Genomic DNA, 6,213 nt, shown 5'->3' on the forward strand with positions numbered 1-6,213 from the left:
AAAGGCCACATTATTTCTGCCTCCGATATGGGCGCAGCAGATCCGCCGCCCCGCTGTTTTGCATTGCGCGCGCAGTCCAAGCCGGGTTGCGCTGATAGCTTTCTTGGATTGCCCCGCCCATGTTCACGGAATAGCTGGACAGGCCCGCCCGATCGTCAGTGTCGCCCAGGTATTCAGCCAAGCGCCGGAAAGCCTCAGAGACAGCCGCAGGCACGTCACCGCTGCCAACGCTTGCCGTGATCCGATAAGGGCCATAGGTGGGCAGGTCATAGCCGCCTAGGGGCGATGGATCAGGGGTGCAGGTTTCCCATTGGTCGCCCTGCCATTGCTCCACCGTGGAAACGGTCGCAGGCGACAAAGGCGGTTGCCAATCCCCTGCGCCCGTCACGATCCACACCACACCGCGCGCCGTGTATCGGGTGCGGGTGTAAGCCTCGATGCGTTGCCAGATCGCGTCAGGGTCGGTCATTTGAGCCGCAACAGACAGCCCCGAGGGGGTCGCCGGATAGGTCGCCGGAATTTCCTCTAGCTCTTGCAATAGGTACATGTCAGGCCCTCCACCGGTTAAGGGTGCGTTGCAGGCCGGATGGGATATGCTCGCCCATACTCCACGCCCGCGCCTCAATCTGCGCTGAGGGATAGGCCGGAACCGTTACCGCCGAGATTTCAAAGAGGGCTGCGCGTGTCACCGTGCGCACCATCTCAGCGCCGCGCCGTTCCACCTTGTCGCCGCCCGTATCGACACGAAAGCCCGGTGACAGGCCCCGAATTAGGCCCGCCCGATGGGCTGCAAGGAAGTCAGCCGCCCAAGAGGTCGAGCCGTCCACCGTGGCCCGCAATTCCAGCGCCGTTTCCGTGTCGCGCAAGGTGAGGTTGCCCGCCGCCGTGCTGGCGAGGGGCTTTGTGTAATCATGGCCCGAAAGCAGGTGAATTTCCTCGCCTGCCTCGATCCGCGCCCGAAAAGCCCGAGGGGCGATAACTTCACGCCGCCCCGGTGCAAGTTCCGTCTCCGCGCCGTAGGGAAACCGTGCCGAAAGGTGAGTTTCCCCACCCTCCGAACGGATCTCTAGCGTTCCTGTGTTACCGCCCCAGAGCATTACGAGCCTGCCAATCCGGTCAGGATGCGCAGTTGTGCGCCCCGTGCTACCGTCACGTCAGCGGTGACAAGCCCCGTCAGGCGCAGCCCGCCCGATTGTGCATCGGAATACGGATCGCGGATCAGGTCCACGCCGCCCCAGATGCCGACAAAGGCCGGGGAGATACCGCCCGCCGAGGTCGCCAGCACCGCCGTTGCAGGGTCCAGCACATTCGCCAGCGCCTGATTTGCCGCCGGGATTTGGCGCGACATGCGGTCGAGTTCCGAGACAGCCGTGCCAGAGATAAGCGCGTCATCAAGATCACCCCAGACAGTCGGGCCAAAGGCAATGCGCACATCCGAGGGCGACGAAGCGGTGTTGCCCTGCAAGAAGGCAATGACTTCATCGCGGATCGCGGCCCAAGTCGCCGCAGCCCCTACATCGGTGCTAGTGATGCCATAGGACGCCGCGCCGGGGATGATCCCCAAGGGTTCACCATCTGCGCCCGTGCCAGTGAACACAGCCGCGTCAAGGGTCGAGCCGATAGCCGCCGAGAGGTCGCGCCGGATCGCCGTTTCAAGCCCGTTGCCAGACTGTTTCAACGCCTTGCGCGTGATCCGCATATGAGCGCCGAGGGTGTTATTCGGTGCCAGCGATTTTTCCGCCGTGGTGTAGGCGCTTGCATCACCAACCGAGCCGCCTTCGGTCGCAGCCCATGCCGCCACCGCGCCAGCAGTCGCAACAGGCCATTCGGTCGAGCCGTGGTCAATGTTGATCGTCTGGACGCCGAGACGCGCCGCCACCGATGCCGGGAACAGGCGGTCAATGATGGGGCGGGTTTGCATCGGGTCAGGCGTTCCGGTCGAGACGGTTTCGCCTGCGCGCTGTTCCAGAGCCATCAGCGGCACAGGGACGCCACGATAACCGCCAGCGTTGCGCAGTTCTTGCACTACCTCAGCCGTGCGACCATCGAGCGCGCGGCCTTCATCAAGCGCCAGAACCGCTTGGCGCAGCTCAAAGCCCGAAACAAGATCGTTCCATTCGCGGCCAGAACGGGTTTCAAGTTCCTCGCCAGCTTCCCGGCGTTCGGTATCCTCAGCGATCAGCGCCGCGCGATAGCGGGTTTCGTTCGTCTGATATTCGCGGTCGAGTTCGCCCATCGAGCGCACCTCGTTTTCGTCGGGGGTCTCTTTGCCCGCCAAAGCCGCAAGCGACTGGCGAATTTCACTTTGCCGTTTGGCAATCTTCACAGAATCAAGCATGGTTTACCTCGTTGCTCGAAGGGTTGCGCCGCATGTCTTGCAGCAGGTCGCGCCACTCTTGGCGCGGTTTACTGAGGGGCTTATGTCCAACCTCAATGCGGGTTTTGCGCGCGTGACAGGCACCGCACAGAATTTTCAAATTGCTCAGGGTGTAAGAGAGTTCGGGGTGCGTCCTGACCGGCAAGACATGATCGCACTCAAGCCGCTTGTGGGTGCCGCATTGAACGCAACGCCATTCATCGCGCTCAAGCGCCTGCATCCGCAGAGCTTTCCAGCGCGGCCCGCGTGTCACCTTGGCAGAGTGCCGGATATGCTCTTTGCGCTTAGACATATTTGCGCACCTGCATTTCCCAGAAAATAACCTCGCCAGCCGGTGCCAAGGGCGAGATCCGGCGCGTCTCAAACTCGGTTCCGTCGATCACCAGCTTGTCGGTTGTCTTGGGTTCAACGCTCAGGCCATCAACGGACACGAAAACCCGCTGATCGCCCGTCTCAAGCCAACCCGATGCCAAGAGTTGCAATTCGATTGCGTAGGTCGCTGAAACCACCGTCACCGGGTAAAGCGTGGGTTCCCCGTCAACAGGGTTGCCAAATTCGTCAACCGTGCTTTCGCCTGGGCGCGATAGCGTTGCCGCCTGCCCATATTTCGCAATCAGCCGCGAAGCCGTTTCTTTCATCCCCATGCCAACCGTCCTTTGCTTTGTGCAGGGGCGCGGCGCATCCGAACGCCCTGCGCCACCGCGATCAGAGTTGCCGCCGCTGCGTCGATCCTGCCCGTTGAGCGGCCTTTTGCGATTTTGTGATTGCCTGCCGGGTCAACCAGCGTGATCGCGTCAGCGAATGCAGAGCGCAGCAACAGCGAGGGGGCGGTTTGCACATCGCCTTCAAACACCGCGCGGCGCAGTCGCTCGCAATCCTCAGCCGAGTCAGCCCAGCCTTGGCCCCTTGGGATAAACGGCACACGCTCAAGGCCCGCATCGCGCAGAGCCTCCATAAACTCAGCGTATCGGAAGCGGTCGCCCACGATTGCAGCCGGGGCTTGCCCGTCCAGCTTGGCAGCAACGTCAGCCATGAAACGCCCAACTGGCACGGTCGCCTCGCCCATCGTCACCAGTTCGCCACGGTCGCGCATCTCGATATAGCGCCCTGAGACGCCATCAGATTGCCCACGATCTCCAAGGCCGGGATTGCAGGGGAAAGCCCCCACAGCCTCAAGCCGCCCTGTTTCCGGCCAATACAGCGCCGCCGCCGACATGCTGCGCGATCCGCCTAGGTCAACGCCGAGAACGACAGGCCCGTCACGCGGGGGCAGATCACAAGGGGAGACTTCACAGCCAAGCCATTCGTCAACCGTCAGCAAAACCGAGCGATCATCGCTTGCGACACGTTCATTGCGGTTGAGGTTGCGAAAGCTGGACAGCGCCGAGCCGCCCCGTGCAATCGCTCGCCGTGCTTGTGCGGTCAGCCATTCGGGGCTTGGCCCGATGCCCTCACGCGCGCCGGGGTTTGCGATCAGCAGGCTTTCCAGATCGTCAGGAGCCAAGCCGGGGCTGGGGCGGTGTTCCTGCACATAGCAACCCGGCGGGGGTTCATCGAGCCACCGTGAAAAGGTGTTCCCATCATCAGGCGCAGAGGTCGAGATAATGAGCGCGCGCCCGTCCCTCTTTCCCAAGCCCGACAGGATCGCGTTTTCCAGCGCATCGCCCTTGTCCTTTTCCCATGCCGCCCGTTCATCCAAGATTGCCAGCGTTGGAGCGCCGCCGAGAATAGACTTTCCATCAGCAGCAATGACCCGCGCCAGCCCGCCGCCGTTCGCGTCTGTTTCGACTTCCAGCTTAGAGCCGCGCCGGATCGTGAATTGCGCCTGATCTTCTTCCGGCAAGCCCTCGATAAAACCGATCAGGAAACCGAACGCCGTTTTGGCCTGATCTCGGTTTCGGGCTGCAAAGATGATTTCGCGCTTGGGCTGGGGGGCAATCTCGCCCATCAAGTGACCCAAGGCCAAGCCCGCAGATAGCGCGGTCTTAGCATTCCCCCTACCTATCGAAAGGCAAGCCGCCTCAATGCCTTTGGCAAAGGCCCCTCGGATGAATTGCTTTTGATAGCTCGCCAGCTTCACCCGCTTGCCAGCCAAACGCCCTTCCGGGACGATCAGCTTGGGGAGAAAACGCAGCGCCGCCGTTGCCTCTTTCGATGCCCTGACCATTATTTTTCCCCCGATTTTTTTGGGAGAGAGAAATCAACAGTTGAGGCCACGGTTTGAGGCCCATTTCCTAGCTCGACCATTGGGACCATCAAAACCACCGTCAGCGCCAGCGTCACAACCGTCACACCTCCTAGAGGGGTGTGACGTTCGTGACGGCAATTCTGGCCTGCACATGTGACGCGATGTGACGGCTTGTGACGTTTGTGACGGTCAATCATCATCTTGACCACCATCAAAACCACCGTCAGCGCCAGCGTTACAACCGTTACACCTCCTAGAGGGGTGTAACGTTTGTAACGGCAATTATGGCCCGAACATGTAACGCACTGTAACGGGTTGTAACGTTTGTAACGGTCAATCATCACCTTGAACCCTCCAAACGCAGCCGCCAAATTCGCGCACTTCATCCATATCAATCAGTTTGTCTTTGACGCGCTTGAAGGCCACACGCGCCGCACTATCGCTGACACCGCCTGTCAGCCCATGAGCGCCGCACGCCTCGCGCCAGTGACTCGTCCATATCAATCAGCTTAGTCTTTGCTCGCATGAACGCAGTTCGCGCCGCACTATCGCTGACACCGCCTGTCAGCCCATGAGCGCCGCACGCCTCGCGCCAGTGATCCACATTGACCACCTTGCGATTAGCGGGCCACGCATCGCCGCTCTTAGTCTCGCCGTGATCTCTCAAGGCGTCATAGAGCGCCTGCATTGCGACCTATGATCGCGCAAGGCGTCATAGAGCGCCTGCATTGCGACCTCGTTCTTGCCCTTGAGGGGCTTGCGTGCGGGCTTAGGCGGTTCGGCCACATCGACCACCGCGCTTGTCACGGGGTCGCCGTCCTCATCCAAGCCCAGCGTCACAGAGCGCAGCTTAAAGTTCAGAGGTGCAGGCGGTTCTTGGTCACGTTGCTTGCGCGATATGATTTCCCAATCGGCTGTGACCTGTATCTCGTTATCAACCGCAGCCCTCAGCGCAGATGATCCACGCGCGCCCCGATCTTCATCCTTGCCGGTGTGGTGGATCACCATGACATGCGCGCCCGTGGCTTCTCGGATCAGGTCGCAGTTGCGCACGAACATTGCCGCGTCTTTGGCCGTGTTCTCATCCCCAGCGCCCATAGAGCGCGCCAACGTGTCGATCACTACCAAAGCCGGTTTTTCATCTGGGATGATTTCACAGACGGCCATAGCATCGCCTTGGCCGTGCAGATCCAGCCCGACAGGCAACAGGGTGAAAGCCGCGTTCGCCATTTCTGGACGGTCACGCTTGATCGCAGCAAGCCGGTTGCGGATGCCCGCGCCACCCTCAGCCGCGATATATAGAACCGGCCCGCCGTTCACTCTCAGACCCTGCCAAGGCTGGCCCGATGCGATGTGCATGGCAATATCAAGCGCGACGAAGGTCTTACCCGCGTTAGACGGGCCGTAAAGCATCGACAGGCAGTTGCGATCAATCCAGCCTTTGACCATGTAGTTATTCGCCAGAACCGGCTCGATAGAGGCAAGCGACACCATCCGCCGCCGCACCTCACCAGCACGGGCGCTAATCACCTTCTCGCGCGGGAAATCCACGCGGTGCGCCGCCAATTCGCGATCCATGTCTTGAAAATCCCGTGCCATCACGCCGCTGCCCTCCCTTGCACAAAGCCTAGGAAAGCCGCCTTGCGCG

8 protein-coding genes are annotated in these 6,213 nt (G+C 61.2%); all 8 read right to left on the reverse strand.

Annotated features, from left to right (window positions below):
• Positions 1–10 precede the first annotated feature (10 nt).
• The 8 genes from DL1_RS20190 to DL1_RS20220 all read right to left on the reverse strand — a co-directional run bounded on the left by DL1_RS20190 (position 11) and on the right by DL1_RS20220 (position 6,164).
• Complete coding sequence (locus DL1_RS20190; RefSeq protein WP_038070072.1) at positions 11–547, reverse strand: hypothetical protein; 537 nt, start codon at positions 545–547, stop codon at positions 11–13.
• 1 nt (position 548) lies between these two features.
• Positions 549–1,097 carry an HK97 family phage prohead protease gene (locus DL1_RS20195; RefSeq protein ID WP_038070075.1) on the reverse strand — a complete coding sequence of 183 codons (549 nt, stop codon included), beginning with the start codon at positions 1,095–1,097 and terminating at the stop codon, positions 549–551.
• On the reverse strand, positions 1,097–2,338 hold the full coding sequence (locus tag DL1_RS20200; RefSeq protein WP_038070078.1) for a phage major capsid protein: 1,242 nt from the start codon (positions 2,336–2,338) through the stop codon (positions 1,097–1,099). Before DL1_RS20200 ends, DL1_RS20195 begins: the two co-directional genes overlap by 1 nt.
• The gene (locus DL1_RS20205; protein ID WP_038070080.1) at positions 2,331–2,669 is read right to left on the reverse strand and encodes an HNH endonuclease; all 339 of its coding nucleotides are present in this window, start codon (positions 2,667–2,669) and stop codon (positions 2,331–2,333) included. Before DL1_RS20205 ends, DL1_RS20200 begins: the two co-directional genes overlap by 8 nt.
• On the reverse strand, positions 2,662–3,021 hold the full coding sequence (locus DL1_RS20210; RefSeq protein ID WP_038070082.1) for a hypothetical protein: 360 nt from the start codon (positions 3,019–3,021) through the stop codon (positions 2,662–2,664). The genes DL1_RS20205 and DL1_RS20210 overlap by 8 nt, the downstream gene beginning before the upstream one ends.
• Positions 3,012–4,544 carry a terminase large subunit domain-containing protein gene (locus tag DL1_RS20215; RefSeq protein WP_051693724.1) on the reverse strand — a complete coding sequence of 511 codons (1,533 nt, stop codon included), beginning with the start codon at positions 4,542–4,544 and terminating at the stop codon, positions 3,012–3,014. Before DL1_RS20215 ends, DL1_RS20210 begins: the two co-directional genes overlap by 10 nt.
• Complete coding sequence (locus DL1_RS21760; RefSeq protein WP_156022754.1) at positions 4,544–4,906, reverse strand: hypothetical protein; 363 nt, start codon at positions 4,904–4,906, stop codon at positions 4,544–4,546. Before DL1_RS21760 ends, DL1_RS20215 begins: the two co-directional genes overlap by 1 nt.
• A 322-nt stretch (positions 4,907–5,228) precedes the next feature.
• Positions 5,229–6,164: a helicase RepA family protein gene (locus DL1_RS20220; RefSeq protein ID WP_051693725.1), complete on the reverse strand. Its 936-nt coding sequence runs from the start codon at positions 6,162–6,164 to the stop codon at positions 5,229–5,231.
• Positions 6,165–6,213 lie beyond the last annotated feature (49 nt).

This window comes from Thioclava dalianensis (genome assembly GCF_000715505.1).
Lineage (GTDB): Bacteria > Pseudomonadota > Alphaproteobacteria > Rhodobacterales > Rhodobacteraceae > Thioclava > Thioclava dalianensis.

Coding starts and splice junctions, on each gene's coding strand:
- DL1_RS20190 (WP_038070072.1), bottom strand. CDS start 547: ATGTACCTATTGCAAGAGCTAGAGGAAATTCCGGCGACCTATCCGGCG.
- DL1_RS20195 (WP_038070075.1), bottom strand. CDS start 1,097: ATGCTCTGGGGCGGTAACACAGGAACGCTAGAGATCCGTTCGGAGGGT.
- DL1_RS20200 (WP_038070078.1), bottom strand. CDS start 2,338: ATGCTTGATTCTGTGAAGATTGCCAAACGGCAAAGTGAAATTCGCCAG.
- DL1_RS20205 (WP_038070080.1), bottom strand. CDS start 2,669: ATGTCTAAGCGCAAAGAGCATATCCGGCACTCTGCCAAGGTGACACGC.
- DL1_RS20210 (WP_038070082.1), bottom strand. CDS start 3,021: ATGGGGATGAAAGAAACGGCTTCGCGGCTGATTGCGAAATATGGGCAG.
- DL1_RS20215 (WP_051693724.1), bottom strand. CDS start 4,544: ATGGTCAGGGCATCGAAAGAGGCAACGGCGGCGCTGCGTTTTCTCCCC.
- DL1_RS21760 (WP_156022754.1), bottom strand. CDS start 4,906: ATGATTGACCGTTACAAACGTTACAACCCGTTACAGTGCGTTACATGT.
- DL1_RS20220 (WP_051693725.1), bottom strand. CDS start 6,164: ATGGCACGGGATTTTCAAGACATGGATCGCGAATTGGCGGCGCACCGC.